This is a genomic window from Rummeliibacillus sp. POC4, assembly GCF_003576525.1.
In the GTDB taxonomy this organism is placed as follows: Bacteria; Bacillota; Bacilli; order Bacillales_A; family Planococcaceae; genus Rummeliibacillus.
Genome location: NZ_QWUA01000047.1, coordinates 1 through 25,212, shown reverse-complemented (window position 1 = coordinate 25,212; position 25,212 = coordinate 1). Strand labels below are relative to the sequence as shown.

Here is a 25,212-nt window from a genome sequence, read left to right as displayed (position 1 = left end):
CTTGATTCGACCGGCGCAGGAGTATTACTTCATAGCGGATATTTGTTCTAGAAAGAAGGTGGCTGCCTCATAAGTTTTATGCTTATGGGACAGTCCTTTTTTAATAATTAAAGGAGCTGAAAAGATGAATATATTATGGGACTTTGACGGTACAATTTGTAATACATACCCAGCATATGCAAAGCTTTTTTGTCAAATGATTAATAAGAATGTAAGTTATGACGAAGTATTACAACATTTGAAGATATCATTTTCTAATGCGTTTGAATATTTTCAATTAACTAGCAAAGAGATTGAAGATTTTATGAAACAAGATGAACAGTTGGATGTTTCTAAATTGCCTCCATTTGCAAATATTGAAAATGTACTTAGACTAGCAGATCAAAATGTAATTATGACGCATAAAGACAAAGCAACAGTAGAGAAAGTTCTTCATCACTATAATCTTGCACAATACTTTTCTGAAATTGTGACACCAGAAGATGGGTACCCCAGAAAACCAGACCCTGCATCTTATGAATATTTACATCGAAAATACGACTTAACATTAGCAATTGGTGATCGAGAACTCGATTTAATACCTGCTAAAAAAGTAGGGATTTATACTTGTATGTTCCAAGGGGAAAGTGAGGTAGCCGATTTCTATATTACTGATTATGCAGAGTTTAATAATACTTGGATAAAATTCAAAGGGAAACAAAAGGAACCTTTTCGACATTAATATATTATCTGATTTCAAATACTCTAAACGGACCTAAAAGCCATATTGAGATTTCATAATATTAATACTTCTTGTAATCCTTTTCATGTTAAAATAAAAGGAACTGCAAGGAGTTGAAACACATGTACAATAAAATTGCTGGCTTAATCTTTCCAGCTTTTACGATGCTGACATTAACTGTATTAGCAATGTTTGGCCTTTTTGGTGAAGGTGATGTCAACAAATCCTTCTTTCTATTAGGGATAGTCATTATTTTTCCTTTAACATTCTTAATACAGGGGATATCATGCGCAACTAATAATATTAATCCTTTTTTGGCTCTACTCGTATCTTATATAGCATTTACGATAGTTATTCTTTCATTTTTAAATAGTTCCGCTTGGGGATATTCAATCTATTATTTAGTATTTTGGCTAGTCGGTTTCTTTGGAGCAAAAGGTATGAGAAAGTGGAGGAGTCGAAAGAAATAAAAAATGCAAGGTGCTGTTAAGCGCCTTGCATTTCTTTTTGTTCTGGGATTTTTGTCGGATCCTTTTCAATTTCTAATAACTTATTAAACGAAGCGATTGCTACTTCTACTTGATCGTCTTTAGGTTCCTTTGTTGTTAAAAGTTGTAGCCATAATCCTGGATAACCTAAGAAACGAAGAACCGGAATATTACGACAAGCATTTGTTGCTTGTAACACTTCGAATGCTACACCAAGCACAACTGGTATTAGTAGGATGCGGTCTACAATTCGTAGCCAAAATGGATCTGTTGGTACTAAGAAATAGATGAACATCCCTACAATTACTGTAAAGAGCATAAAACTACTCCCACAACGATAATGAAGGCGAGATTGTGCTTGAACATTTTCTACTGTCAATGGTAGCCCGTTTTCAAAGCAGTTAATCACCTTATGCTCAGATCCATGGTATTGGAATACACGTTTTATCAGTGGTGTTAATGATACAAAATATATGTAACCTAGTAAAAGAATAAGCTTAAATCCACTTTCCAGTAATATCTGTGCAGTTTTCCCAGGAAGCCAAGTGTGAAATAGTTGTGCAAGAAATACTGGGATTAACGTAAAGATGAATTTTCCAAAGATGAAAGATAAAATACCGATAGCAGCAACACCGAGCCATACTTCTAGTTTTGAGCCCTCTTCTTTTTCTTCTGTCTCTTCTTCACCTGGATTTACACCATATCTAGCACTCGCAAAGTTTAAGTGTTGAGAACCATTAGCTGCTGATTCTATTAACGCGATAATCCCGCGGATAAAAGGGATTTTTTTAAGCTTTTTTAATTTTGGATTTGCTTTCCGAGCCACATAAAAGTATTCGATAGAATTGTCATTTCGACGAATAGCAGATACTGTATGTTCTCTACTGCCCATCATGACACCTTCAACCAAAGCTTGTCCTCCATATACGGGAGGATTTGATTGTTTTTTCACGATTTACACCGCTCTCCTAGAATATATATTAAAACTGCTTTCATTGTACCAAAAATTTCATAGAAAGCTCTAGGGAAAGCATATTATTATTGGATTTTGTCTATCCTTTTGACGAAGGAGGGGTTATTTTGAGGTTTTATGTGTATTTATGGACTATTTTATCAAGTTCTCTCACGTTTTTATTTTCGCTAAAAATACTGCATGTGTTTAAATTTATAAAATTTTCACCAATTGGTTGGGCGGAAAATTTGAATGTATATGATCACGCCCATCCACTTGTTAAATGGTTTATCCTTTGGATATTTATAATGGTGATTATTGCAATTTTATTTGCATTAGGTGAATTAATGAAAAATATTAAAATGAATTTTATAGCTATTTTGTTAGCGGCTTTGTTTGTGTGGCTAATTGAGTGGTATATGCAAAAAACGCCTAATATCCATAAATTTTCAATTCCATTAAGTGTGATTATCGCGATACACCTTCTGTGGATATTAGAAACTGCCTCATTTCACGCCAAAGTTAGAAGCTTAGATTCTCGAAATAAATTGCCCAATTCCGATCAATAATGTGCTAAAATAAGAATATTATGAAAAGGAACATATTGGGGGGATTTCTGGATGAAATATTTAGTTTTAAATGGTCCAAACCTGAATCGTTTAGGTAAAAGAGAACCTACAATTTACGGTTCTGAAACTTTACAAGACATTGAATCACAGCTAAAAAAGCTTGCAGAAGAATATGATGCAACAATTGAATGTAAGCAGTCGAATTATGAGGGACAGTTAATAGATTGGATTTATGAAGCTGAAGATTCAGGAGTAAATGGAATTGTATTTAATCCAGGTGCTTATACTCACACTAGTATTGCATTAAGAGATGCAATTGCTGGTGTGGATATCCCAGTAGTTGAGATTCATATTTCTAATGTACATAAGCGCGAGGAATTCAGACATCACTCGTATCTTGCCCCCGTTTGTGTAGGACAAATCACAGGACTTGGTACATTCGGTTATCAAGCTGCATTACGAATGTTTTTAGAAGCGGAAAGAGGGGAATAGACAGCGATGGAAAAACTAGAAAAATTACGTAAAGCACTTCAAAAACAAAACTTGGATGCATTATTAATCACCAATGATTACAATCGTCGTTATATGACAGGTTTTACTGGAACAACAGGTGTTGCGATTGTATCGCTTAATGATGCTGTGTTTATCACAGATTTTCGTTATACAGAGCAAGCTAGCGAACAGGTAAAAGGATATCGTATTGTTGAAAACAAAGGTACGATTATGCAAGAAATCGCTAACCAAGTACAATTGATGGGTATAAAAACACTTGGTTTTGAAAAAAATAACGTAACCTTTGAAATGTATGAAATCTATTCTAAGCTAATTTCAGCTGATTTAGTGGGCGTTTCTGGAATTGTTGAAAATATTCGCTTGATAAAGAGTCCAGAAGAGATTAAAATTATTAAGGTCGCTTGTGAGATTGTGGATGCCACATTCGAACATATTATTCAGTTTATCAAACCTGGAAGAACAGAACTTGAAGTTTCTAACGAAATGGAATTCTTCATGAGAAAACTTGGTGCTACTTCATCTTCATTTGACACCATTGTTGCTTCCGGTTTGCGTTCAGCATTGCCACACGGCGTTGCAACTGATAAAATAATTGAAAAAGGTGATTTAGTCACTTTAGACTATGGTGCTTTATACAATGGCTATATCTCTGATACAACACGTACAGTTGCTGTTGGTGAACCTGCTGATCAACTAAAAGAAATTTATCAAATTGTTTTAGAAGCTCAATTACTTGGACTTGAACAATTTAAGCCTGGTATGACGGGCATTGAAGCGGATGCAGTTGCACGCGATTATATTAAGAAACATGGCTATGGAGATGCATTTGGTCATTCAACTGGCCATGGGATTGGTTTAGAAGTACATGAAGGTCCTGCATTATCAATGCGCTCAAGTGTAGTATTAGAACCAGGAATGGTCGTAACATGCGAACCAGGGATCTATCTACCAGGTATTGGTGGCGTACGTATTGAAGATGATACGCTTATTACAGCGACTGGCAATGAAAAATTAACTCATGCCCCTAAAGAATTAATCATCTTATAATTTAATATTGGAGGATATTTAGAAATGATTTCAGTAAATGATTTTAAAACAGGATTAACAATTCTTGTTGATGGTAACCTATTCCGAGTTATCGAATTCCAACACGTAAAACCAGGTAAAGGTGCTGCTTTCGTACGTTCAAAATTACGTAACCTACGTAATGGTAACGTTGCAGAAAAAACTTTCCGTGCTGGTGAAAAAGTAGAAAAAGCACAAATCGATACTCGTAAAATGCAATATTTATATGCTTCAGGTGATTCATATGCATTCATGGATATGGAATCATACGAACAAATTGAACTTACAAAAGAACAATTAGAATATGAACTACAATTCTTACTAGAAAACATGGAAGTATTCATCATGATGTTCGAAGGTGAAATCCTTGGTATCGATCTTCCAAATACAGTAGAACTTACAGTAGCAGAAACTGAACCAGGTATTAAAGGTGATACTGCAACTGGTGGTTCTAAACCAGCAACTCTTGAAACTGGCTTAGTTGTAAACGTACCATTCTTCGTTAACGAAGGCGATAAATTAGTCATCAACACTTCTGATGGTTCTTACGTTTCTCGTGCTTAATTAAATCAGCACAACAGTAGAAAAAATAAGGATGCTGAGGCATAGTTTGTTTCAGCTCATAAAAAGGGGAATTGCGATATGCAATTCCCCTTAGTTTTTTTAAATTGAAAATATGCGATGAGGGAATCTACTCTTATCGCATATTTTTTCGTTAGAGACATTCATGCAAAGATATCAGTTTTTAAACCTGCACCTTTTTGCAGACAGAAAATCACAGTGACACTTTCTTTTTTGCATATTTTTTTTAGCTATACATAAATTGAAATGAGAGGAGGGACGACTTCGGAACTTCAAGATTTATTACGAATTGCTGGCATAGGACTTGTCTTAGGATTATTGCATGTTTTCTTTGAACAAACAGGGAAAAAAGAGTTTTCATTTTTTCTTAATTTTATTGCTTATTTATATATAACTATAGAATTATTAAGATTTATGCGTCTCTTCTTTGATGAGATCATTACATTTTTCCAATGGTTGATGACGTCATAGATGGTGTTCTTATTCTTTATATTGCTGTCACTTTTGCTTTTGGTAGGTATACAAATGACGTCACCGGCACTACATCGGTTATTAGCCATTGTATACTTTTTTATATTATGTAGTTATTTAATGATGCGAGTAGTACTACCTTTTTGGCAAAGATTAAAGACATTTTACTTGTTTGATCTACCTTTTTTGCCTTTGATATTAGGTAGTTCCTTGCTCTATTTATGCTCTATTATCATTTCAGAAATCCTTGAAGAAAACGATTATAGTAGTATTGCTTTTATTAGTCATCTTGCTATTAAAATTTGGATTGCTACACTTTGGTTGGACAAGTTAGGTGAACTTTTAAAACAATGGGAAAAGCTATTAGTGCCATAGGGAGGGTGGGGAAATCGAACAACTAACTGCATTTTTTTTAGAACCTTTTAAAGAACAAATTTTTTCACTACGTTCTTTTTTTCTATACGCATTCCTGTTTCTATGTATTAATTGGCTTATTCCATCAATGAAAGAGTGGACAAGATTTTTCTTTTTAATCGTTGTCATCATGGTCACTATTCGTCCTGTATTTGATGCATTCGATGAAATGCGAAATATAACAAACCAATTGATGCATATTTATGTTGTGTTATCCCCATTGTTAACTTCATCTTTGCTTCTTGGATCAGGACTATTTTCTGTTTTAGCGATTAGTCCTGTTTTTTTGATGTTTTTACAAACAATTTTAGTAGTTGTTTCTAAATTTTTAATCCCTATGTTAATAGCTGCATTTGTTTTTGATTTTATTACTAGAATGTTGCCGGATTTATCATTTGCGAAGATGTCAGATTTTCTACGAATGTCAGTATTAAGTATTGTCTCTGCATCTGTTGTTGTCTACACCATGTTACTCGCAGCAAATGGTGTCATTGCCGGATCTTTTAGTAATGATATATCTGAACCTATTAAAAGACTTATACAGCAGAATATACCGATTATTGGATCTCTCGTGACAGAATCGCTCAATACATTTAAAACGTATTCTTCTACTGCTATTGTGACGACAAGCACTGGATTATTAATCTCAGTTTGGGGAGTAACAATCATACCAACCGTTAAGATTTTAGTCTTAGGGTTTAGCTATCGATTTATGGCTGCAGTTTTAGAACCATTTACGGATAGCAAGGTGAATGGCCTCATCGAAGATATTAGTAAAACGCTCTTTATATTATGTGCGGTTTCTTTTTTAATAGCGTTTGCTTACTTTTTTACTATTATGATGGTAGTTCTAATGATACAAATGCAAATTGGCAGGGGAGGAGCATAGTAAAGTGTCTAGCTTCTTGTTTGGCTTATTGATATACAGTATTATCGGGAAAATTATCCTATTGCTCATTCCAAAAGATTATGAAGAGGAATCCAATATTCTATTAAAAATGTTTGTCGCATTATATTGTATAAACTATTTCTTTTTATAACTAGTTTTGCATATTGTGTACAAGACATTCATAAGATGAACTAGTTGTTAATGTATTGAAGGAGGAGATGTCCTTGGAAAAGCACCAAACATCAAAAAAACGCGGTTCCTCATTGCAGCAGTCATCATTGTATTGCTTCTAATTAGTGGTTTTTGGAGCCTTACCAAAGGAACAAAAGATGATGTCAATACATCTAAGAGCGCTTCACAGCAATATAACCAATTAACATCTATTTTAAGTTCAATTGAAGGCGTAGGGAAGGTCATGGTCTACTTTTATTATGACCAACCAAGCGGAGAAGCAAAAAATGATGACACATCATCATTAAGCCAATATTTTAGTTGGCAACAAAATGCGGAAAGCAAACAAAAAGTAACAGGCGTTTTAGTAGTGGCAGAAGGAGCTGATTCTATAACGGTAAAAAAAGATCTTGTTACAGTGTTATCTAGTGTGTTAGAAATACCATCTCATCGTATTGTTGTACGACCAATGGAAAAAAGGAGGATTAATTTTGAAAGTAAAAAAGAAAGCAGTATGGTTTTTAACATTACTAAGTTTAGTTGCGGTTATCTCAGTGTATTATTTGTCTAATCCTGTGACACCATTTAATGGACTGGCAATTTTTAGCGATTCGTTAAAGGACACACAAATCAGTGATATTGCTAGTAAAACAGGAAAAACTACTCCAGTAACAACAGAAAGTCATCTGTTTGAAGAGATGCGTATGGAATTACAGAACAAACGTAGTGAATTAAAAGAAACATTAACTCAAAAAATTGCTTCATCACAATATACTGCCGAAGAAAAAAATGATGCATTTAACGAAATTGATGCAATTACTAAAGATGAGTCTAACGAAGCAATGTTAGAAATGTTGATCAAAACTTTAGGATATTCTGATGCTTTTGTACGAGCTGAGGACAACCAAATTCGTGTTACAGTACAGGCAAACGAATTATCAAAAACAAAAGCAAATGAGATCATTTATGTCGTAAAAAAAGAGATGAATGAGACTGGAAAAGTAGTCGTGGATTTTCAATCTGAAACAATTAACTGAATTTTGAGCGAATTTTCTTGAATAATGATAATTTTTAAATAAGTGTTTAAAAATTGTAATAAACGCGATAGAATAAGGGATGTATTATATTACACAAAAGTTAGGGGAGCAATGTATGTTGAAAATTCAAGAAATTCGCGAAATTATTAAGTTAGTAGATGCTTCATCAATCGATGAATTCGTATATGAAGTAGATGACACTAAAGTGAAACTTAAAAAGAATGGTACTAAAACTATTGTAACTGATGCACCTGCACCAGTTGCTAAAACAGTTACACCAGCGCAAACAGCACCAGCAGCACCAGTTGTTGAAGCGCCAAAAGCACCAGTAGCACCAGTTGCAGAAAAAACAGCACCAAAAGCTGAAGTAGCAAATGATGCATCATTACACAAAATCGTGTCACCAATGGTTGGTACTTTCTATAAAGCGCCAAATCCTGAATCTCCAGCATTCGTTCAAGTAGGAGACAAAGTGGGCGAAGAATCTGTTGTTTGTATCGTAGAAGCGATGAAACTATTCAATGAAATTGAAGCAGAAGTACAAGGGGAAATTGTTGAAATTCTGGTAAATGACGGCGAATTAGTGGAATACGGTCAACCTTTATTCCTTGTAAAAGAAAACTAAGGGAGGTTTACCACATGAAAAAAGTATTAATCGCAAATCGCGGTGAAATCGCGGTACGTATTATTCGTGCATGTAAAGAATTGGGGATTCAATCTGTAGCTGTTTATTCAGAAGCAGATAGTGATGCACTTCATGTACAATTAGCTGATGAAGCTTATTGTATCGGTTCAAAATTTTCTAGTGATAGTTATTTAAAAATTGATCGAATTCTAACTGTAGCTGAAAAAACAGGTTGCGATGGTATCCACCCAGGATATGGTTTCCTTGCTGAAAATGCTAGCTTTGCAGAAGCTTGTGAAGATGCAGGAATTACTTTTATCGGACCAACTTCAGATGCCATTAAAATTATGGGGATCAAAGATATTGCAAAAGATACAATGATTGCCGCAGGTGTTCCAACTGTTCCAGGTTCAAAAGGTCTAGTAGCAGATGAACACGAAGCCGTTGAAGTAGCAAAAGAAATTGGATATCCAGTTATTATTAAAGCTACTGCCGGTGGTGGGGGTAAAGGGATCCGTGTTGCACGTGATGAAGCAGACTTGATCAAAGGTGTGCAAATCACTCAAAAAGAAGCAGCTGCTGCTTTCGGGAACCCTGGCGTATACTTAGAAAAATTCATAGAAGATTTCCGTCACTGCGAAATTCAAGTATTAGCTGATAACTATGGTCACACAATCCATTTAGGTGAACGTGATTGTACTGTTCAAAGACGTATGCAAAAATTAGTTGAAGAAGCACCTTCTCCAGCTTTATCAGAAGAACGTCGTGCTGAAATGGGTGAAGCAGCTGTTAAAGCAGCAAAAGCTTGTGGTTATCGTGGTGCAGGTACTGTTGAATTTATATATGATTACAAAGAGGACAAGTTCTACTTTATGGAGATGAATACTCGTATCCAAGTAGAACACCCAGTTACAGAAGCAATTACAGGTATCGATTTAGTTCGTGAACAGTTAAAAATTGCATCTGGTGAAAAATTGGTGTATAAACAAGAAGATGTGAAAGTGAATGGTTGGGCGATTGAATGTCGTATCAATGCAGAAAATCCATCTAAAAACTTCATGCCATCTCCAGGTAAAGTTGAAAATTATTTAGCTCCTGGTGGTAATGGAATCCGCATTGATTCAGCAATGTATCCTGGTTATGCAATTCCACCTTATTACGATTCAATGGTTGCAAAACTAATTGTACATGCTGATACTCGTGAAGAAGCCATTGCTAAAATGAAACGAGCTTTAGGTGAATTTATTGTTGAAGGACCTGGAATCCATACAACAATTCCTTTCCACGAAAAACTAATGGATCATGAAGTATTTAAATCAGGGAAATTTAATACAAAATTCCTTGAAGAAAATGACGTTATGAATTCTTAATAAGTGAAAGGGGCGAACTCTATGGCTGAAAAAGTCGTACAATCTCTACCTCAAAATACACCTTCTGGTAAGGATGAATTGGGTAAGATTGAGGTTGCACCTGAAGTCATTGAAGTTATTGCGGGAATTGCTACAACAGAAGTAGAAGGGGTCTCTAAAACAAGAGGTAACTTCGCAACTGGTGTTGTAGAAAAATTCGGTAAAAAAGTTCATGGTAAAGGGATTAAAACAGAGTGGACTGAAGAAGGCTTAATTGTGGATGTCTATTGTTTTGTACAATATGGAGTATCTGTAGCTAAAGTAGCAAAACAAGTTCAAACTCAAATCCGAGAAGCAATTGCCAATATGACATCTCACACAACAAAAGAAGTGAATGTACATATTACTGGGATTTTATTTGACCAGGTGAACGACGCAAAAACTGATAACTAACAAAAAAGATGCCTTTACGGGCATCTTTTTTGTTTTTGCTGAAGAAGAAAAAGAAAGTGTACATAAATGAGTTCTGGAGGATTTAAAAAGTATGAAAATGTGGATTAACTCATTTTCTTATTTAGAATAGCAATTTTGAAAATTAAACTTCAATGACCGTAGATTGAGGCTCGAAATGCTATGATTACACCTGAAATTTCGTCAATTACCATTTATTTCTTAATATATTATTTTGATTTTTCTAAACATATAACAATCCATGCGGTTCAGGCTTTTTTATGATAGAATAAAAATACTTGTAAACAAATGAAACACTTCACATAATGGACTTTTTGTGATGATACTTGCTATTTTTCAATAAATAGTGCCTCACAATAACCAGATGTAGTAGTATAAAGGAGAACAAATTAACATGAAGCGACGAGAAGCGCGTGAAAAAGCCTTACAAACACTTTTTCAACTAGAAAATACAGAGTTAACAATTCAAGAAGCAATGGAACACGTTATGGAAGAAAGAACAGATGCATTTTATGAAAAATTAGTATCTGGAACTGTTCAACATCAATCAGAAATTGATACTGCATTAGCGGAAAAACTTGAAAATTGGTCATTCGATCGCATAGCGAAAATTGAACGCACAATTTTACGCTTAGCGGCTTATGAATTGATGTATACACCAGAAACTCCAAAAAGTGTTGTATTAAACGAGGCAATTGAGCTAAGTAAAACATTTGGTGACGACAAATCAAGTAAATTTGTAAATGGTGTATTATCAAAATTCGCATAATATATTACAAAAAAGCTGAATTTGGGAGTGTTAACAAGATGTCAGGTAAACTAATTAACGGTAAAGAAATTGGCAATACAATTCGAAAATCCATTCAACAAGAAGTGAATGCTTTAAAAGAACAAGGTATTAATCCAGGTCTAGCAGTTATTTTAGTAGGTGACGATCCTGCCTCACATACGTATGTTTCGAACAAACAAAAATCATGTGAACAAATGGGAATCTACTCAGAGCTTATCAAGCTTTCAGCAGACGTCACAGAAGAAACATTGTTACAACAAATTGAACGTTTAAACGAAAATCCAGCAATTGATGGTATTTTAGTTCAATTACCACTTCCAAAGCATATCGATGAACAAAAAGTAATCGCCACAATCTCTCCAGAAAAAGATGTTGATGGTTTTCATCCAATTAGTGTAGGGAAAATGCTGTTAGGGCAACCTACATTCTTACCTTGTACCCCATTTGGTGTTATGAAATTACTCGAATATTCAAATGTAGATATTAGGGGAAAACATGCTGTCGTAATAGGTAGAAGTCATATTGTTGGCGTTCCGATGGGACAACTATTACTACAAAAAGATGCAACAGTTACATATTGTCATTCAAAAACACCTGATTTAAAAGCTATAACTAAACAAGCAGATATTTTAGTAGTTGCAACGGGTCGTGCAAAAATGATTGGTGCAGAACATGTAAAAGATGGAGCTGTCGTTATTGATGTCGGAATGGACAGAGATGAAAATGGCAAACTATGTGGTGATGTAGACTTTGATGCAGTCATCGATAAAGTTTCAGCAATTACACCAGTTCCAGGTGGCGTTGGTCCAATGACAATTACAATGTTATTATTCAATACATTGCAATCTGCTAAAAAAAAGCTATCATAAGACAAATGGTCACAAAACAGGTAAAATAGTAACGTCAAGGCTGTTTTTCTAGCGAAAGACAGCCTATTTTAAATGTTAAGGCTGGCTCGACCAACTGTAATAATCACTTGAGTACTTGAATCGATAGCTAAGACCAAGGACAGAAATGATTATAAAGCGTTAATATAAAAGTCGCTAATAAGTAGATAGATAAGGAGTTTGAAGATTTGACAAGCACACCTTATTTAACCGTACAAGCATTAACAAAATATATAAAAAAGAAATTTGATGTGGATCCTCATTTACGTAATGTATATGTAAAAGGGGAACTTTCAAATGTAAAACACCATGGCTCAGGCCACGTCTATTTTACGTTGAAAGACGAAAAAGCACAGATCAAATCAGTTATGTTCGCTTCCAGTGCTAAACGATTAAAGTTTAATCCTGAAAGCGGTATGAAAGTACTGATTAAAGGTGACGTAAACGTTTATGAAAGTGGCGGACAATATCAATTATACGCACAAGGAATGGAACCAGATGGACTTGGAAGTTTATATTTAGCTTTTGAGCAGTTAAAAGAAAAACTTCAAAAAGAAGGGCTTTTTTCGGATTTATATAAAAAGCCAATTCCAACCTTCCCTAGAAAAGTGGCCGTCGTTACAGCTACAACAGGTGCAGCTATTCGAGATATCTGTACGACCATTAAACAACATTATAAATTGGCGGATATCGTTATTTTCCCAGCATTAGTACAGGGTGAACATGCTGCGAAAAGTATTGTAAAAGCAATTGAACAAGCAAATAATACACCTGAAATTGATACGTTAATCGTGGCACGTGGTGGTGGCTCTATAGAAGATTTATGGGCATTCAATGAAGAAATCGTAGCAAGAGCTATATTCGAAAGTGCACTTCCCGTTATTAGTGGGGTTGGTCACGAAACGGATACGACTATTGCAGATTTAGTAGCTGATGTGAGAGCTGCTACACCAACTGCTGCTGCAAAGCGTGCAGTACCTAGTAGCGAAGAACTGGCAAAATATTTGCTCACAAGAAAAACACAATTATTCCAATTGACACAGGCTCGTATTAAACACGAGAAATCAAAATTAGAGCGCTTACAAAAATCCTACCCACTAGCGTATCCAGAGCGAATCTATCGACCTTTTATTGAAAAAATTTCAAGAATGGAAGATAGATTACATCAAAGTATTCGGGATTATGTAAAAAACCAAAAATTTTCTATTGCTCAAATAGATCATCGCTTACAGCTTTGCTCACCATTGCAACAATTACGCTATGAAAAGACGAGAGTCGAAAATGATGAAAAATTGCTTAAAAAGGCAGTTCTGCAACAACTTAATCTAAGAAAAGAAGAATTTCGTTCGGTCATTAGAACACTAGAGGCACTTAATCCTTTATCTATTATGACCCGAGGATATAGTCTAACTTATCACAATGGAAAAGTGCTAAAGTCGATTAAAGACATTAAAGAGCACGATGAAGTTGAATTTCATCTACATGACGGTACAGCAAATGCAACAATCACATCGATTACAAAGGAAAATAAGGGGGAGTAATGGATGACTAGTAAGAAACAAACTTTTGCTACATCAATCAATGATTTAGAGGCAATTGTTCAACAACTTGAACAAGGTGATGTACCATTAGAGGATGCTATTGAATTATATAAAAAAGGTATGCAATTATCACAGTACTGCCATGAGCAGTTAACGAAAGCTGAAGAACAACTTGTTTCTGTTATGGATGAAAATGGCAAGGAAACACCGTTTGAACCAATAGGAGAAGAGGGAAAAGGTAAATGACGCAACATTTAAAGGACTTCATGAATGCGAATATTCCAATGGTTGAAAAACGCATGAATGATCTTGTAAAAGAAATTACAGCACCAGATATATTAAAAGAAGCTATGCTTTATTCATTAAATGCAGGTGGTAAACGTGTTAGACCATTATTTGTACTAGCTGTTATGGACCATTTCAATGTAGAAGATGATGCAGCTTATACTGTAGGTGCTGTCATTGAAATGATTCATACCTACTCTTTAATTCATGATGATCTTCCAAGTATGGATAATGATGATTATCGCAGAGGTAAATTAACTAATCATAAAGTATATGGAGATGCTTTTGCCACTCTTGCAGGAGATGCATTAAATACAATTGCCTTTGGTATTTTAGCTCGTATGGAACAAGTGGATGCTCAAAAACGTCTAGAACTTATAGATAAACTAAGCGTAGCAGCTGGCGCAGAAGGTATGGTAGGAGGACAAATCCTTGATATAGAAGGAGAAACAAAGTCACTAACATTGCCTGAACTAGAGAAAGTGCATGTCCATAAAACGGGAGCTATTCTTCGATTTAGTATCGAATCAGGAGCTATCTTGGCAGGCGCCTCTGAAGAAGAAAAAGCCATTTTGGTGGAATATGCTCATCATATTGGTTTATGTTTCCAAATACAAGATGATATTTTAGATATTGTGGGAACTACAGAACAACTAGGAAAAACAGCAGGAAAAGATGTTGCAAGTGATAAAAGTACTTATCCTGCACTTTTAACTTTAGATGGAGCAAAAGACAAACTTCATGTACACTATAATTTAGCTATTGAAGCATTAGAAAAATTGCCATCTGAAAGTAATTTATTAAAAGAATTTGCCGAATATATTGTTCATCGTAACAAATAAAAACTCTTTTAATTTTGTGCAATTGTTTATCACTGCTATAATGGTAAAAAACAATGTGCGATGAATCTACAATGAAAAGGTGTGTGATGGCGATGGATTTAAATAGTATCTCAAGTCCATCCTTCTTAAAAGAATTAAATTCAAAACAACTTCGTGACTTAAGCTATGATATTCGAAAGTTTCTAATCAAAAAATGTTCGAATACAGGTGGACATATCGGTCCAAATTTAGGGGTTGTTGAGCTAACAATCGCACTTCATCGTGCTTTTAATAGTCCGAAAGATAAACTTCTATTTGATGTTGGACATCAAGCTTACGTTCATAAAATCCTTACAGGTCGTGCATCAGAATTTGATACACTTCGACAATACAAGGGATTATGTGGTTTTCCAAAACGTATCGAAAGTGAACATGATGTGTGGGAAACTGGACATAGTTCAACATCACTTTCTGCAGCTATGGGTATGGCAGCAGCACGTGATGTAAAAGGGGAACAAAATTACATTGTTCCAATTATAGGTGATGGTGCTTTAACAGGTGGTATGGCACTGGAAGCGTTGAATCATATTGGTCACAAAAAAACAAATATGATCGTCATTTTAAATGATAATGAAATGTCTATCGCACCAAATGTTGGTGCAGTTCATAATATTTTAGGTCGCCTTCGCACAGCGAGCCAATACAATAAAGTAAAAGACGATTTAGAAATGTTATTAAAGAAAATACCAGCAGTAGGTGGAAAATTAGCATCTACAGCTGAAAGAGTGAAAGATAGTTTAAAATATTTACTTGTTTCTGGTGTATTCTTTGAAGAACTTGGTTTTACTTATCTTGGACCAATAGATGGTCATAATTTTGAAATGCTCGAAGACACATTGCAAAACGCTAAGAAAATGCAAGGACCTGTTATTATTCACGTAATCACGAAAAAAGGTAAAGGGTATTTACCAGCTGAAAACGATAAAATTGGTACTTGGCACGGTACTGGCCCATATAAAATTGAAACAGGGGACTTTGTTAAGTCAAAAACAGCAGCACCTGGTTGGTCCAAGTTGATCGCGGATACAGTTTCTCGGATCGCTCGTCAAGATGATCGAGTAGTAGCCATTACACCAGCAATGCCTGTAGGTTCAAAATTAGAAGGATTTGCAAAAGAATTTCCAAGTCGTTTTTATGATGTTGGGATTGCAGAACAGCATGCGGCTACAATGGCTGCAGGTATGGCTGCTGCTGGTACAAAACCGTTCTTAGCAATTTATTCTACATTCTTACAGCGTGCTTACGATCAAATGCTACATGATATTTGTCGTCAAAACTTAAATGTAGTTATAGGTATTGATCGTGCTGGATTAGTTGGTGCAGATGGAGAGACACACCAAGGTGTATTTGACATTGCATTTTTGCGTCACATGCCGAATATTGTCATCATGATGCCAAAAGACGAAAACGAAGGTCAACATATGGTTAAAACGGCATTTGATTATGAAGATGGTCCAATTGCTCTTCGCTATCCGCGTGGTAATGGTTTAGGTGTGCCAATGGATGCTGAATTACATGATATTCCGATTGGTACATGGGAAGTACTAAGGAAAGGTAAAGATGCAGCAATCGTAACATTTGGTACTACAATTTCATTAGCTGAGCGTGCAGCCAATATTCTAGCTATAAAGGGTATAAATGTTGAAATCGTCAATGCACGATTCATCAAACCAATGGACGAAGAAATGTTACATCGTCTTATGCAAAGCGGCAAACCAATCTTAACCATTGAAGAAGCGATGCTTGAAGGTGGCTTTGGTAGTGCTGTACTGGAATTTGCGAATGATCATGGTTATTCAACAGATATGATTGATCGAATGGGTATACCAGATACTTTCGTTGAACACGGTAGTGTAGATTTGTTGCTTCGTGATTTGCATATTACAGACGAGGAAGCTGCAAACAAAATCGACAATTTAATCGCAAAAAATTCAAAAAAGCAAGCAGGTTTAAAAGCATAATGACAACAAAAATTCCAAAAGAACGCGTTGACGTATTATTGGTACAACGTGGCTTATGTGAAACAAGAGAAAAGGCAAAACGGACGATTATGGCTGGTCAAGTTTTTTCAAAGGAAGTTCGCATCGATAAGGCGGGAGAGAAAATTCCCGTCGATAGCGAATTGACGATTAAAGGACATCAATTACCATATGTAAGCCGTGGCGGTTTAAAATTAGAAAAAGCATTAAAGGTGTTTGATGTAGATGTCAAAGACAAATTGATGCTAGATATCGGTTCTTCTACGGGCGGTTTTACCGATTGTGCATTGCAGAATGGTGCTAAACACTGTTATGCATTAGACGTTGGTTCGAACCAATTAGCTTGGAAAATTCGTTCGGATGATCGAGTAACAGTGATGGAAAAGACAAATTTTCGATATGTAACAGCTCCTGATTTAGTAGAAGGTTTACCTAATTTTGCAACAATCGATGTATCTTTCATTTCTTTAGAACTTATTTTGCCGGTATTAAAAACACTTCTTTTACCTGGTGGGAATGTGGTTGCTCTAGTGAAACCGCAATTTGAAGCAGGTAAAGAAAAAGTAGGTAAAAAAGGTGTCGTACGGGAAGCAAAAACGCACTTAGAAGTTCTAGAAAAAATCGCTACATTCGCTGAATCTATAGGATTTGTTGTAAAAGATGCATCTTATTCACCTATAACAGGTGGTGAGGGGAATATTGAATTCTTATTCCATCTTTATAATCCAAAAGCTGGGGAAGAAATAAAATCCTACACAGATTTTGCTTCGTTAGTAAAAGAAGCACATGAACAGTTGAAGTAACGCGGTCTGAGCTTTGTCAGACCGTGTTTTTTCTTGTTAAAATAAAGAAATAATGTTACGTTATTTATAATAGAGCATAAATATGCATAGAGGTGAGAGCTATGAACAAAAGCCAAAGACATATTCGAATTCGAGATATGATTGCTAATAATGAAATTGAAACTCAAGACGATTTAGTGGATTTATTAAAAGAAGCAGGCTATCACGTTACACAAGCAACAATTTCACGTGATATTAAAGAATTGCATTTGATAAAAGTACCACTACAAGATGGTCGATATAAGTATAGCTTACCAGCAGATCAACGTTTTAATCCAATCCAAAAACTACATCGTGCACTTGCGGATGCTTTTGTATCTATAGATGGTACAAGTCATATGCTTGTGATGAAGACATTACCCGGTAATGCTCACGCTATTGGATCATTATTAGATCATTTAGATTGGGAAGAGATACTTGGCACTATTTGCGGAGATGACACGATTCTTATAATTTGTCGTGAAGAATCTGAACGTGAAGAAATAAAAAACCGTTTACTTGAAATGTTGTAATGATAGTTTGAGCGAGGTGAAATAGTCATGTTAAAAGAGCTTTCGATTAAAAATTTCGCGATTATCGAAGAGCTAACGGTTGAATTTCTAAATGGGTTAACAGTGTTAACTGGAGAAACTGGTGCTGGTAAATCTATCATTATTGATGCTGTACAACTTTTAGCTGGTGGCCGTGGCTCACAAGAGTTTATCCGACATGGTGCAAAAAAGGCTGAATTGGAAGGGCTTTTTACACTAAGTTATGAAAATCATCCTGCGTATGAAAAATGTGAAGACGCTGGAATTGAAATCGAAGAAGGAACTCTCATCCTCCGTAGAGATATATATGATAGTGGTAAGAGTATTTGTCGTGTAAACGGTAAGCTAGTACCATTATCCGTTTTACGAGATATCAGTTCGACTTTGATCGATATACACGGCCAACATGAGAGCCAAGAATTGATGGATGATAAGCAACATATTCATCTATTAGATCAGTTTGCAGGTGAAGAAATAATACCTATTAAAGAGCAATATGAAAAGCAATACGAAGCGTATAAGACATTAAAAAAAGAGCTTGCAGCTATTTCTGTAAACGAGCAACAAGTAGCGCAAAAAATTGACTTATTTCAATTTCAGATAAAGGAAATCGATGCTTGTAAGTTCCAACCAAACGAAGAAGAAAACTTAACAGAAGAACGACGTCGATTAATGAACTTCAATAAAATATTTGAATGCTCAAATACAGCACATGAAGCAATTTTAGGGGAGTCAAAAGGGCTCGACTGGATTGGACAAGCTATGACTCAGTTAGAAGATGTAGTATTAGTTGATGAAAGCTTCAAGGAGTATTCAGATGCTGTTTCAAATGCTTTTTATAATCTTCAAGAAGCTGCTTTTGGTATAAAAAATATTTTAGATGATTTAGAATTCGACCCGGAACGTTTAAATGAAGTTGAGCATCGTTTAGCTTTAATTCAATCGATGAAAAGAAAATATGGCTCAACATTAAAAGAAATTTTAGTTTATCGTGCAAAAATCGGCGAAGAATTGGAATCCTTATTGAATAGAGATGAAAATATTCAAAAAAATGAACAACAGTTAATTGAACTTCGATCAGAGCTTCTAAAAACGGCTTCAAAATTAACAGCTATTCGTAAAAAAGTTGGAGAGCGATTATCTAATGCTATTATGCAACAATTATGCGAATTATATATGGAAAAAGCGAAATTTAGCGTTCATTTTGAATTATTGTCTGAAGAACAATTTGACCATAATGGGATTGATAAGATTGTCTTTTATATAGCAACAAATGTCGGAGAACCACCGAAACCACTTACGAAAATTGCTTCAGGTGGGGAGCTTTCTAGGGTTATGCTTGCTTTAAAAACAATTTTCTCAACGACAAATGGAATTACATCCATTATTTTCGATGAAGTCGATACAGGTGTTAGTGGCAGAGTAGCACAAGCTATCGCTGAAAAAATAGCTGCTATTTCTATTCATTCGCAAGTATTATGTATTTCACATTTACCTCAAGTTGCTGCAATGGCAGATCATCATTACCATATTCAAAAACAAGAGGATACAAATCGCACCTTTACTTCTTTAACAGAAATTTTCGGTGATGAACGTATTGATGAGATTAGTCGAATTATGTCCGGAACAGAAGTGACAGAGTTAACCTTTAAGCATGCAAAAGAGTTAATAGAAATTGCTGAAGATCGAAAAAAAGCATTACAGGTATAAAATGAAAAACGTTCGTTTTTAGCATCTCGCAAATTTTGTGAGATGCTTTTTTATACGTTCAATCTGTAGACAAATATTTACCTTTCATAACAATTCAATTTGAAGCCATGATAAATGAAAAGGAGGTGACATATTGCGAATTGCGAAGCGCTCTTTTCTGAGCTTATTCTTTTTACTTGTTGTATTCGGATCGTGGACAACAATCGCAAGTGCAGCTAAAAAAGTAATTCCAATGGGAGACTCAATTGGCGTTGAATTACAATTATCTGACATTACAGTATCAAATGATGTGTTATTACAAGATGGAAATTGGTTAAAAAGAGGAGATATTATTGAAAAAGTCAATAATACTTCTGTCAAAAAGCTGGAGAACATTCACCAAATTATGAAAACAACTCCAAAAGAAACCCTCACACTTTCAATTGGTAGGGAAAATAAAGACAAAAAGGTTAAAGTTCAAAAAGAAGAAATGACATCCGTTATGAACTTTCTTCGAGATGAAACTGATGGAATTGGTACGTTAACCTTTTTAGATCCTGAAACCAAACAGTATGGTGCATTAGGACATCAAATCGTCGATCAAATCCTACAAAAACCACCTCAATTTAAGCAAGGATCGATATTCTATGCGAAAATCGACCATATTAAGAAAAGTATTCCTGGTGAACCAGGATATAAAATTTCTTCTGTCGAAAATGATAAAGGACAAATTGGAAGTATTGTCTCTAATAGTGTTTATGGGATTTTCGGAAAATGGGAAAAATCCATAAAACCATCTTTGCCAGAAGCGATTGAAGTTATGCAGCCTTCAGAGATTAAAAAAGGACCAGCTAAGTTATTAACAACGATTTCCGGGAAAAAAGTGGAATCATTTGATATCAAAATTACAAAGGTGAATGACAAAAGTTTTCAAATTGAAATAACAGATCCTGTGCTAAAAGAAAAAACGGGCGGTATTCTACAAGGAATGAGTGGAAGTCCTATTATCCAGGGCGGGCACTTCGCAGGAGCTGTAACACATATGTATATTGAAAGTCCAGTAAAAGGAGCAGCACTACCAATTACAGAAATGCTCAAAAATCAGCCTGCTTAAGCTGATGAATGAAACAACGATTCCTTACCAAGAACAGAAGCTTTGACAGCATCAATTTAGTATTGGCATGTTTAGTAAAAATCCACCCCATTTCGGGTGGATTTTTACTAATAATAGCACAAAAAAGTTTTATTTTATCTATTATTAGTGGTGTATGCGTAATCCCATAAAATATATATTTTTTCTCTTTAATATTTGTTACAATTAGAGTGAAAATATAATACATAAAATTGTCGAATTAAATAAAAAGTCTATCCCAACTTACTCATTTTTTTAATTTTAGAAGGGCTAGACCTAAAGTTGTCGAATTTACCCTTTTGTATCAATAGCGTTTCTATATTTAAAGATTAAATGGAAATTGCATTTCAAAGGAGGAAGATTAATGGAGAAAGTAAAAGTTGCAATCGTGGATGATAATAGTGAATTGGTAAAAATGATGGAAGAATATTTATCAAATCATGGAGAGATAGAGGTAATCAGTACAGCACCAAATGGCAAACAATGTTTGAAAATGCTGGAGGATTATATCCCAGACGTTCTGGTATTGGATATTATTATGCCACATCTTGATGGATTAGCGGTACTTGAAACAATGAAAGAAAATCCGCAACTTAATAATGTTCAAGTAATAATGTTAACTGCTTTTGGACAAGAAGATGTTATGAAACAAGCCGTTGAATTGGGTGCATCTTACTTTATGCTAAAACCATTTGAGTTCGATCGTTTAGCTTCTAAAATTTTGCAATGCGGTGGTAAAAAAGTCGAAAAGCAAAAACGCGTTAGCATTTTACAAGGTTCTAAGCCACAAAAACTAGACCAACGTCAACTAGACGCAACAATTACAGGTATTATAAAAGAAATTGGCGTGCCTGCTCATATTAAGGGGTATGCATACCTTCGAGAGGCAATCCAAATGGTCTATCTTGACGTTGAATTGCTTGGTTCAATCACAAAGGTTCTTTATCCAGACATCGCAAAAAAATTCGATACAACGCCTTCTAGAGTAGAACGTGCGATTCGTCACGCCATCGAAGTTGCATGGAATCGTGGAAACTATGAATCTATCTCTAAAATGTTTGGCTACACAGTACATCATCTAAAATCAAAACCGACAAACTCTGAGTTCATCGCTATGATTGCGGATAAGATTCGGATTGAGATGGTGGCGGTTTAACGTAGAGAGAGAATCAGTATTCAGGTGATAAAGTAGTTTGGAATCATATATATAAATCATACTTACAAGTTTAGCTACTTTTATACCTCCAAGCACATTTCCATTTGTTGAGTTTGCATAAAATTCAACAAGTGGAGGTGTGCTTTTTGTTTTATAAAAAAACATAATAGAAATTGAATTACAATTAGATTCATTATATTATATTGATCCTAATCAATTATCTCCTAAAACATTAAGGAACTATCAACAATGCTACGTACTTTCTTCCAGATGAAGTGTAGAGTGAGATGGACTCAGGCTTACAGAATAGATACCGGTGCTATATGTAAACGATTGTTACAACGGTAATATAAACGGGGGGGTAGTCGCCTTACGCCTCCTTTATTCTACGAATTTCACTAAAGATATAGCCTAAATAAGATTGTTTTTATGTAATATTTAAATTACATAAATTATATATTTGGTATAACCATTCAAAAAATCCATTTATAAGGAGGGCGTTCAATGACTAAAAAGATTACAGTTTTGGTAATGGCATTTATATTATTTATCTCCTTACTTTCAATTGAAAATCATAATGTTTTTGCATCTGTAAAGGATTCACCAACAAGTGATTACCGTATGCATCCAAATAAGGATAGAATTTCACTTTATAGAAAACCAAAAGGTAAGAAAATCTATACAATAAATAAAATTATTTATGAACCTGGTAATCCGATTTCAATTCCTCAAGCTGTTTATGTAAAAAAATTTTATAAAAACGGTTGGGCTAGAATAAGTTATAAGGAACAATATACGAAGAAAAAAAGTCCCAGTAAAACATATAAAGGCTATGTGAAAATTAGTAATCTAACATATAATGTTCATGACTTTGTTTCAGTGTTTGTATACAATACGAAAGGTGGTACCTTGAAAAAAACACCTAATAAGAAATCAAAGAATTTAGCAACAGTTCCACTTGGAACACTAGTAGACATTGATCATGCCAATAATGACGGTGTTTTGTATGGTGATAACAATAATTTCCCTGAATTTCTCTGGGTAAGGGTTGAGTACTACAAAAATGGTAAAAAATATATAGGTTGGTTATCATACAAAGACGCTAGAAGTTAAAAAGCTTTAACATTACTTACTAGACGCAAAATCCAAAGTTTCCGGCAGTAATACCAATTGAATAGTTTAATAACTAAGCACTCTCGTTCGAGGGTGTTTTTTTACGCAAATAATATAGCAAATTAAGGTAGCAATGATGTAAAATTCAAAATTCAAGATTAAAGATTTGAAGAAAGATGCGATGAGCACATATAAATTATATAGTATTATAAGGATACGAAGTAAAAAAAGTATAGATGGATAATGGGGGAACAGAAATGATTATCATGATTAATGGTGCTTTTGGTGTTGGAAAAACAACAGTTGCAAATGAACTTCTTCAAACGGTAAGCAATAGTATGTTGTATGATCCTGAAATAGTTGGATTTATGTTGCGTGAAATCATCACGGAAGATATTAAACATGAAAATGAAAAAACAGATAATTTTCAGGATTTGGAGTTATGGAAAGTATTAGTCGTTCATGTAGCTAAGCAGCTTAAGACAAAATATAACAAAAATTTGATTGTCCCGATGACAATTTATAACAAAGAATATCTTCAATATATTCTTGAAGGGTTTAAAGAAATAGATGAAAAAACATTTCATTTCTGTTTAATCGCAAAAGAGGAAACTATTTTTGAAAGGCTTAGACAAAGGGGAGAGGCAGAAGGTAATTGGTGTTACCAGCAGAGTAGAAAGTGTGAAGAGGCTTATAAAGATCAATACTTCGAGGAGTTTATCGAAACTGATCATACTAGTATTGATGATATTGTACAAAGAATTCAAAACGAAGTTAGTTTGTTAAATGCATAGTTACTCTTACAAGTATTGTATATAACAATACTAAGTGATGACCAAAAGCTCTTGCTCAAACTTTTTTCAGCGAGAGCTTCTGCTAAAAATTCATTTAAGAATTCCATATTTATCTAAAGCATACATAATACCGTCCTCATCTGAACCTTTCGTAACAAAATCCGCAACGGACTTTAGTTTCCCATTTGCATTGCCCATTGCTATTCCAAAGCCAACTAGTTCGATCATATCGATATCATTTTCTCCATCTCCAAATGCGATTGCTTCTTTTTTATCAATATTAAAAAACTCTAATACTTTTAAAATAGCCAATGATTTAGAAACATCATTTTCTAAAACATTTAATATAGAAGGATGCCAACGTTTAAAAGTTAATGTTGGAAATTTTTCTTTATACTTTTGAATCATATATTCATTCGCAAATAAACACATTAAATAAGTATCAAATTCATATGCTTTTTTGCTGACTGCTGGATAATCTGTTAAAGACAAAGTTTCTTTTAAGGCATTTAAAACATCTGAATTTTGAACTCCATTGATATGAAGTTTTTCGGAGTAGAATGTTAGTGCATTACCTTCTTTTGAAGCAAAGTCCATAACATCCTTTACTATTTTTTTATCCATTGTAATTTTGTGTATTATTTTGTTTTTATGTTTAACATAGGCCCCATTTGCCGTAATAAAAGTGTCTATACCTAATGCGGCAATTTCAGCACACATTGATAATGGTCTACCTGTAGCAGCTACAACGCGTATACCTTGCTTGATTAATTGCTGAATTGCTTGTTTTGTACTATCTAAAATTATTCCATTTTTATAACTTGTAAGTGTACCATCAACATCAAAAAAGATTATTTTGGGCTTCATTCCTTCTACCTCCGTTTAATTTAAAAAGACTGATAAATCAGAATTCATTATTTAAAAAGCTCCGCATGCATTACTTTTTAAGCTCATGAATACAGTGTGGTTGTTTGTAAAAGCTTTTCATGCAAATAAAGGCTGTTATCTCTCTTATTATGAATTATTTAGTACATCTATTAATTCATATAGATTATGTATTTCTACTAAATTCAACTGTTTGCATGTATTGCGTGTCCGGTTTAACCAAACACCTTTCATCCCACTATTACAACTTCCAATTACGTCTGTTTCTATAACATCCCCAATATAATAACTCGCATCTAATTTAACATTTGCACGTCGACATGCTTCAGTGAATATTTCAATATTTGGTTTAGATACTTTTATAGTCTCCTAATATACTTATAATGGGAGT

Annotated in this window: 30 protein-coding genes; 27 read left to right on the top strand and 3 right to left on the bottom strand. The window is 34.6% G+C overall.

The genetic code is table 11. The features are described from left to right. Nucleotides 1–124: 124 nt before the first annotated feature. Both D1606_RS12380 and D1606_RS12375 read left to right on the top strand, forming a co-directional pair. Nucleotides 125–721, top strand: coding sequence for an HAD-IA family hydrolase (locus tag D1606_RS12380; protein ID WP_119416324.1), 597 nt, complete (start codon nt 125–127; stop codon nt 719–721). A gap of 122 nt (nt 722–843) precedes the next feature. Further along, entirely contained in the window at nt 844–1,191 is a 348-nt protein-coding gene (locus D1606_RS12375) for a hypothetical protein (RefSeq protein ID WP_119416323.1), read from the top strand. A gap of 16 nt (nt 1,192–1,207) precedes the next feature. Here D1606_RS12375 and D1606_RS12370 read toward each other — a convergent pair whose 3' ends face one another. After that, the gene (locus D1606_RS12370; protein ID WP_119416340.1) at nt 1,208–2,104 is read right to left on the bottom strand and encodes a DUF1385 domain-containing protein; all 897 of its coding nucleotides are present in this window, start codon (nt 2,102–2,104) and stop codon (nt 1,208–1,210) included. Nucleotides 2,105–2,250: 146 nt separating this feature from the next. Between D1606_RS12370 and D1606_RS12365 the strand changes: the two genes are divergently transcribed. The 25 genes from D1606_RS12365 to D1606_RS12240 all read left to right on the top strand — a co-directional run bounded on the left by D1606_RS12365 (nt 2,251) and on the right by D1606_RS12240 (nt 23,936). Continuing rightward, a complete protein-coding gene (locus tag D1606_RS12365; RefSeq protein ID WP_147414510.1) occupies nt 2,251–2,730 on the top strand; it encodes a hypothetical protein in 480 nt (159 codons plus the stop codon). A gap of 51 nt (nt 2,731–2,781) precedes the next feature. Beyond that, nucleotides 2,782–3,222, top strand: coding sequence for a type II 3-dehydroquinate dehydratase (gene aroQ, locus D1606_RS12360; RefSeq protein WP_119416321.1), 441 nt, complete (start codon nt 2,782–2,784; stop codon nt 3,220–3,222). Nucleotides 3,223–3,228: 6 nt separating this feature from the next. Continuing rightward, nucleotides 3,229–4,290, top strand: coding sequence for a M24 family metallopeptidase (locus D1606_RS12355; RefSeq protein ID WP_119416320.1), 1,062 nt, complete (start codon nt 3,229–3,231; stop codon nt 4,288–4,290). Between the two features lie 24 nt (nt 4,291–4,314). Beyond that, nucleotides 4,315–4,872 carry an elongation factor P gene (gene efp / locus D1606_RS12350; RefSeq protein WP_119416319.1) on the top strand — a complete coding sequence of 186 codons (558 nt, stop codon included), beginning with the start codon at nt 4,315–4,317 and terminating at the stop codon, nt 4,870–4,872. A 264-nt stretch (nt 4,873–5,136) separates the two neighbouring features. After that, the gene (locus D1606_RS12345; RefSeq protein WP_119416318.1) at nt 5,137–5,361 is read left to right on the top strand and encodes a SpoIIIAC/SpoIIIAD family protein; all 225 of its coding nucleotides are present in this window, start codon (nt 5,137–5,139) and stop codon (nt 5,359–5,361) included. A gap of 54 nt (nt 5,362–5,415) precedes the next feature. Then, nucleotides 5,416–5,736 (top strand): hypothetical protein, encoded by a 321-nt coding sequence (locus tag D1606_RS12340; protein WP_119416317.1) that lies wholly within the window; start codon nt 5,416–5,418, stop codon nt 5,734–5,736. 127 nt (nt 5,737–5,863) lie between these two features. Next, nucleotides 5,864–6,664 carry a stage III sporulation protein AE gene (locus D1606_RS12335; protein ID WP_119416316.1) on the top strand — a complete coding sequence of 267 codons (801 nt, stop codon included), beginning with the start codon at nt 5,864–5,866 and terminating at the stop codon, nt 6,662–6,664. 283 nt (nt 6,665–6,947) lie between these two features. Further along, a complete protein-coding gene (locus D1606_RS12330) occupies nt 6,948–7,406 on the top strand; it encodes a hypothetical protein (RefSeq protein ID WP_119416315.1) in 459 nt (152 codons plus the stop codon). Next, the gene (locus D1606_RS12325) at nt 7,327–7,872 is read left to right on the top strand and encodes a SpoIIIAH-like family protein (protein WP_119416314.1); all 546 of its coding nucleotides are present in this window, start codon (nt 7,327–7,329) and stop codon (nt 7,870–7,872) included. Before D1606_RS12330 ends, D1606_RS12325 begins: the two co-directional genes overlap by 80 nt. Before the next feature lie 115 nt (nt 7,873–7,987). Then, complete coding sequence (accB, locus tag D1606_RS12320) at nt 7,988–8,497, top strand: acetyl-CoA carboxylase biotin carboxyl carrier protein (RefSeq protein ID WP_119416313.1); 510 nt, start codon at nt 7,988–7,990, stop codon at nt 8,495–8,497. 14 nt (nt 8,498–8,511) lie between these two features. After that, complete coding sequence (gene accC, locus D1606_RS12315; RefSeq protein ID WP_119416312.1) at nt 8,512–9,867, top strand: acetyl-CoA carboxylase biotin carboxylase subunit; 1,356 nt, start codon at nt 8,512–8,514, stop codon at nt 9,865–9,867. A 21-nt stretch (nt 9,868–9,888) separates the two neighbouring features. Beyond that, nucleotides 9,889–10,299: an Asp23/Gls24 family envelope stress response protein gene (locus tag D1606_RS12310; RefSeq protein WP_119416311.1), complete on the top strand. Its 411-nt coding sequence runs from the start codon at nt 9,889–9,891 to the stop codon at nt 10,297–10,299. Between the two features lie 412 nt (nt 10,300–10,711). After that, on the top strand, nt 10,712–11,086 hold the full coding sequence (nusB, locus tag D1606_RS12305) for a transcription antitermination factor NusB (protein ID WP_119416310.1): 375 nt from the start codon (nt 10,712–10,714) through the stop codon (nt 11,084–11,086). A gap of 38 nt (nt 11,087–11,124) precedes the next feature. Next, nucleotides 11,125–11,976: a bifunctional methylenetetrahydrofolate dehydrogenase/methenyltetrahydrofolate cyclohydrolase FolD gene (folD, locus tag D1606_RS12300; RefSeq protein ID WP_119416309.1), complete on the top strand. Its 852-nt coding sequence runs from the start codon at nt 11,125–11,127 to the stop codon at nt 11,974–11,976. A 206-nt stretch (nt 11,977–12,182) separates the two neighbouring features. Beyond that, nucleotides 12,183–13,535: an exodeoxyribonuclease VII large subunit gene (gene xseA, locus D1606_RS12295; RefSeq protein ID WP_119416308.1), complete on the top strand. Its 1,353-nt coding sequence runs from the start codon at nt 12,183–12,185 to the stop codon at nt 13,533–13,535. Nucleotides 13,536–13,538: 3 nt separating this feature from the next. Further along, on the top strand, nt 13,539–13,781 hold the full coding sequence (locus D1606_RS12290; protein ID WP_119416307.1) for an exodeoxyribonuclease VII small subunit: 243 nt from the start codon (nt 13,539–13,541) through the stop codon (nt 13,779–13,781). Then, nucleotides 13,778–14,662, top strand: a complete 885-nt coding sequence (locus D1606_RS12285) for a polyprenyl synthetase family protein (RefSeq protein ID WP_119416306.1) — start codon at nt 13,778–13,780, stop codon at nt 14,660–14,662. Before D1606_RS12290 ends, D1606_RS12285 begins: the two co-directional genes overlap by 4 nt. Before the next feature lie 92 nt (nt 14,663–14,754). Next, nucleotides 14,755–16,662: a 1-deoxy-D-xylulose-5-phosphate synthase gene (gene dxs / locus D1606_RS12280; RefSeq protein ID WP_119416305.1), complete on the top strand. Its 1,908-nt coding sequence runs from the start codon at nt 14,755–14,757 to the stop codon at nt 16,660–16,662. Further along, on the top strand, nt 16,662–17,483 hold the full coding sequence (locus D1606_RS12275; protein WP_119416304.1) for a TlyA family RNA methyltransferase: 822 nt from the start codon (nt 16,662–16,664) through the stop codon (nt 17,481–17,483). Before dxs ends, D1606_RS12275 begins: the two co-directional genes overlap by 1 nt. Before the next feature lie 101 nt (nt 17,484–17,584). Continuing rightward, nucleotides 17,585–18,034, top strand: coding sequence for a transcriptional regulator AhrC/ArgR (gene ahrC, locus D1606_RS12270; RefSeq protein ID WP_119416303.1), 450 nt, complete (start codon nt 17,585–17,587; stop codon nt 18,032–18,034). Between the two features lie 27 nt (nt 18,035–18,061). Then, nucleotides 18,062–19,762: a DNA repair protein RecN gene (gene recN, locus D1606_RS12265; RefSeq protein WP_119416302.1), complete on the top strand. Its 1,701-nt coding sequence runs from the start codon at nt 18,062–18,064 to the stop codon at nt 19,760–19,762. 133 nt (nt 19,763–19,895) lie between these two features. Continuing rightward, nucleotides 19,896–20,855 (top strand): SpoIVB peptidase S55 domain-containing protein, encoded by a 960-nt coding sequence (locus D1606_RS12260; protein WP_119416301.1) that lies wholly within the window; start codon nt 19,896–19,898, stop codon nt 20,853–20,855. A 382-nt stretch (nt 20,856–21,237) separates the two neighbouring features. Then, nucleotides 21,238–22,029, top strand: coding sequence for a sporulation transcription factor Spo0A (spo0A, locus tag D1606_RS12250; RefSeq protein WP_119416299.1), 792 nt, complete (start codon nt 21,238–21,240; stop codon nt 22,027–22,029). A gap of 504 nt (nt 22,030–22,533) precedes the next feature. Then, on the top strand, nt 22,534–23,142 hold the full coding sequence (locus D1606_RS12245; RefSeq protein ID WP_119416298.1) for a hypothetical protein: 609 nt from the start codon (nt 22,534–22,536) through the stop codon (nt 23,140–23,142). Between the two features lie 257 nt (nt 23,143–23,399). Further along, nucleotides 23,400–23,936 carry an AAA family ATPase gene (locus D1606_RS12240; RefSeq protein WP_119416297.1) on the top strand — a complete coding sequence of 179 codons (537 nt, stop codon included), beginning with the start codon at nt 23,400–23,402 and terminating at the stop codon, nt 23,934–23,936. A gap of 90 nt (nt 23,937–24,026) precedes the next feature. Here the strand turns inward: D1606_RS12240 and D1606_RS12235 are convergent, their stop codons facing one another. Further along, nucleotides 24,027–24,803 (bottom strand): Cof-type HAD-IIB family hydrolase, encoded by a 777-nt coding sequence (locus D1606_RS12235; RefSeq protein ID WP_119416296.1) that lies wholly within the window; start codon nt 24,801–24,803, stop codon nt 24,027–24,029. A gap of 147 nt (nt 24,804–24,950) precedes the next feature. Then, nucleotides 24,951–25,184 carry an HAD hydrolase-like protein gene (locus D1606_RS12230; protein ID WP_124217646.1) on the bottom strand — a complete coding sequence of 78 codons (234 nt, stop codon included), beginning with the start codon at nt 25,182–25,184 and terminating at the stop codon, nt 24,951–24,953. Nucleotides 25,185–25,212 lie beyond the last annotated feature (28 nt).

Excerpts from the sequence above, each read along its gene's own strand:
- D1606_RS12275 (WP_119416304.1), top strand. The coding sequence starts at position 16,662 with ATGACAACAAAAATTCCAAAAGAACGCGTTGACGTATTATTGGTACAA.
- D1606_RS12380 (WP_119416324.1), top strand. The coding sequence starts at position 125 with ATGAATATATTATGGGACTTTGACGGTACAATTTGTAATACATACCCA.
- D1606_RS12355 (WP_119416320.1), top strand. The coding sequence starts at position 3,229 with ATGGAAAAACTAGAAAAATTACGTAAAGCACTTCAAAAACAAAACTTG.
- D1606_RS12285 (WP_119416306.1), top strand. The coding sequence starts at position 13,778 with ATGACGCAACATTTAAAGGACTTCATGAATGCGAATATTCCAATGGTT.
- D1606_RS12345 (WP_119416318.1), top strand. The coding sequence starts at position 5,137 with ATGAGAGGAGGGACGACTTCGGAACTTCAAGATTTATTACGAATTGCT.
- D1606_RS12245 (WP_119416298.1), top strand. The coding sequence starts at position 22,534 with ATGACTAAAAAGATTACAGTTTTGGTAATGGCATTTATATTATTTATC.
- D1606_RS12235 (WP_119416296.1), bottom strand. The coding sequence starts at position 24,803 with ATGAAGCCCAAAATAATCTTTTTTGATGTTGATGGTACACTTACAAGT.
- accC (WP_119416312.1), top strand. The coding sequence starts at position 8,512 with ATGAAAAAAGTATTAATCGCAAATCGCGGTGAAATCGCGGTACGTATT.
- D1606_RS12370 (WP_119416340.1), bottom strand. The coding sequence starts at position 2,104 with ATGATGGGCAGTAGAGAACATACAGTATCTGCTATTCGTCGAAATGAC.
- D1606_RS12375 (WP_119416323.1), top strand. The coding sequence starts at position 844 with ATGTACAATAAAATTGCTGGCTTAATCTTTCCAGCTTTTACGATGCTG.
- aroQ (WP_119416321.1), top strand. The coding sequence starts at position 2,782 with ATGAAATATTTAGTTTTAAATGGTCCAAACCTGAATCGTTTAGGTAAA.
- recN (WP_119416302.1), top strand. The coding sequence starts at position 18,062 with ATGTTAAAAGAGCTTTCGATTAAAAATTTCGCGATTATCGAAGAGCTA.
- ahrC (WP_119416303.1), top strand. The coding sequence starts at position 17,585 with ATGAACAAAAGCCAAAGACATATTCGAATTCGAGATATGATTGCTAAT.
- nusB (WP_119416310.1), top strand. The coding sequence starts at position 10,712 with ATGAAGCGACGAGAAGCGCGTGAAAAAGCCTTACAAACACTTTTTCAA.
- D1606_RS12290 (WP_119416307.1), top strand. The coding sequence starts at position 13,539 with ATGACTAGTAAGAAACAAACTTTTGCTACATCAATCAATGATTTAGAG.
- spo0A (WP_119416299.1), top strand. The coding sequence starts at position 21,238 with ATGGAGAAAGTAAAAGTTGCAATCGTGGATGATAATAGTGAATTGGTA.
- D1606_RS12335 (WP_119416316.1), top strand. The coding sequence starts at position 5,864 with ATGAAAGAGTGGACAAGATTTTTCTTTTTAATCGTTGTCATCATGGTC.
- D1606_RS12310 (WP_119416311.1), top strand. The coding sequence starts at position 9,889 with ATGGCTGAAAAAGTCGTACAATCTCTACCTCAAAATACACCTTCTGGT.
- D1606_RS12240 (WP_119416297.1), top strand. The coding sequence starts at position 23,400 with ATGATTATCATGATTAATGGTGCTTTTGGTGTTGGAAAAACAACAGTT.
- accB (WP_119416313.1), top strand. The coding sequence starts at position 7,988 with ATGTTGAAAATTCAAGAAATTCGCGAAATTATTAAGTTAGTAGATGCT.
- dxs (WP_119416305.1), top strand. The coding sequence starts at position 14,755 with ATGGATTTAAATAGTATCTCAAGTCCATCCTTCTTAAAAGAATTAAAT.
- folD (WP_119416309.1), top strand. The coding sequence starts at position 11,125 with ATGTCAGGTAAACTAATTAACGGTAAAGAAATTGGCAATACAATTCGA.
- D1606_RS12340 (WP_119416317.1), top strand. The coding sequence starts at position 5,416 with ATGACGTCACCGGCACTACATCGGTTATTAGCCATTGTATACTTTTTT.
- efp (WP_119416319.1), top strand. The coding sequence starts at position 4,315 with ATGATTTCAGTAAATGATTTTAAAACAGGATTAACAATTCTTGTTGAT.